Origin of the sequence: Methylobacterium sp. B1 (assembly GCF_000333255.1) — a bacterium.
Taxonomy (GTDB): Bacteria; Pseudomonadota; Alphaproteobacteria; order Rhizobiales; family Beijerinckiaceae; genus Methylobacterium; species Methylobacterium fujisawaense.
In genome coordinates this window covers 1-1,113 of the sequence record NZ_BACT01000641.1, presented here as the reverse complement: position 1 = coordinate 1,113, position 1,113 = coordinate 1, and the positions used below count along the sequence as shown (strand labels likewise).

Here is a 1,113-nt window from a genome sequence, read left to right as displayed (position 1 = left end):
AAGACGCTGACGGTGCCCCTCGCGCNGATGCTACTCGCCGCCACTCCGGGGATGGCCTTGCCCTGGGCCGGCGGTGGCGGTGTGGGCGGCGACANCGGCAGCGGCCTCTCGCCTTACGCGGCGCTGAGCGGCAACGATCGTTCGGCCGGGGTCAACAACGGCAATTACCGCGACCCAGCCCTCGACCCTTACATCCGGACTTACGATCCGGAGGCCGCGGCCCGCTACGCCGCCCCGCCGGCGGCGCAGCCGCGGTTGCGCGTGCGGCCGTATTACGGCCACCCCTACTGAGAAACCTCGCCGGCTGAATGACTTGGCTGAGGCCGCCGGGCGCGGCGGCCTCGTTCAGGAGCGGCCGGCGCCGCTCGCGCTCCGGACGCGCTTCAGCGTCCATGGGCCGCCCGAGAGCTTGCAGCCGGTGCCGCGGACGAAGCGGCTGCGGGCCGGTCCGATCACCGAGGCCAGGAAGTTGCGGCAGATCAGGTCGTCCGAGACATAGGGCAGGCCGGTCGGGTTGACCGACCCGTGAAGCCCGGTCTCCGGATTGTCCCATTTCACGGGCCGCCCGTTGCCCTGCGGATCCAGGGCGACGCCCAGGGCGGCACGCGCCCGGCGCCAATCCTCCTCGGCGAGGTCGTCCCCGAAGCTCACAGGCCGCTTCTCGATGCTGCCGGTGACGGTGGGCTCCTCGACCACGCGCGGCGCCGCCGGGGGATCGCCCCGGAAGATCAGCAGAGGCTGGCTGCAGCCGCACAGGGCCATCGCCACCGACACGACCGACACGGACGCGCAGATGCGCGCCCGCCGGCTTGGCCCTTTACACGCGCATCGCCGCATTACACCTGACTCACGACGGGCTTTCCGCTCGACCGAACATGCCGATGTCGGTGCCCCCTCAGGCCCTTGACGCGGCAGGCAGGAGTCTTGGCGTGGATCAGTTAAGGACCGATGACCCGAAGAGCGCGGACTTCACACTGAGCGACGACCCCTTCGGGCTGTTCGCTTTCTGGATGAAGGACGCGGAGGCGGCCGAACCCGAGGACCCGAACGCGATGGCCCTCGCCACCGCCGGGTCGGACGGGCTGCCGGACGTGCGGATGGGGCTGCTGAAGG

At 71.0% G+C, this 1,113-nt stretch carries 3 protein-coding genes; 2 read left to right on the top strand and 1 reads right to left on the bottom strand.

The annotated features are described in order from the left end of the window. A partial coding sequence (locus I53_RS18925) for a hypothetical protein (protein ID WP_374701348.1) occupies positions 1-291 on the top strand: 291 nt, incomplete at its 5' end. A gap of 54 nt (positions 292-345) precedes the next feature. Here I53_RS18925 and I53_RS18920 read toward each other — a convergent pair. Further along, entirely contained in the window at positions 346-783 is a 438-nt protein-coding gene (locus I53_RS18920) for an RT0821/Lpp0805 family surface protein (protein ID WP_374701347.1), read from the bottom strand. Between the two features lie 146 nt (positions 784-929). Here I53_RS18920 and I53_RS18915 point away from each other — a divergent pair. Next, positions 930-1,113, top strand: a 184-nt coding sequence (locus I53_RS18915) for a pyridoxamine 5'-phosphate oxidase family protein (protein ID WP_251982365.1), incomplete at its 3' end; no start/stop codon positions are given.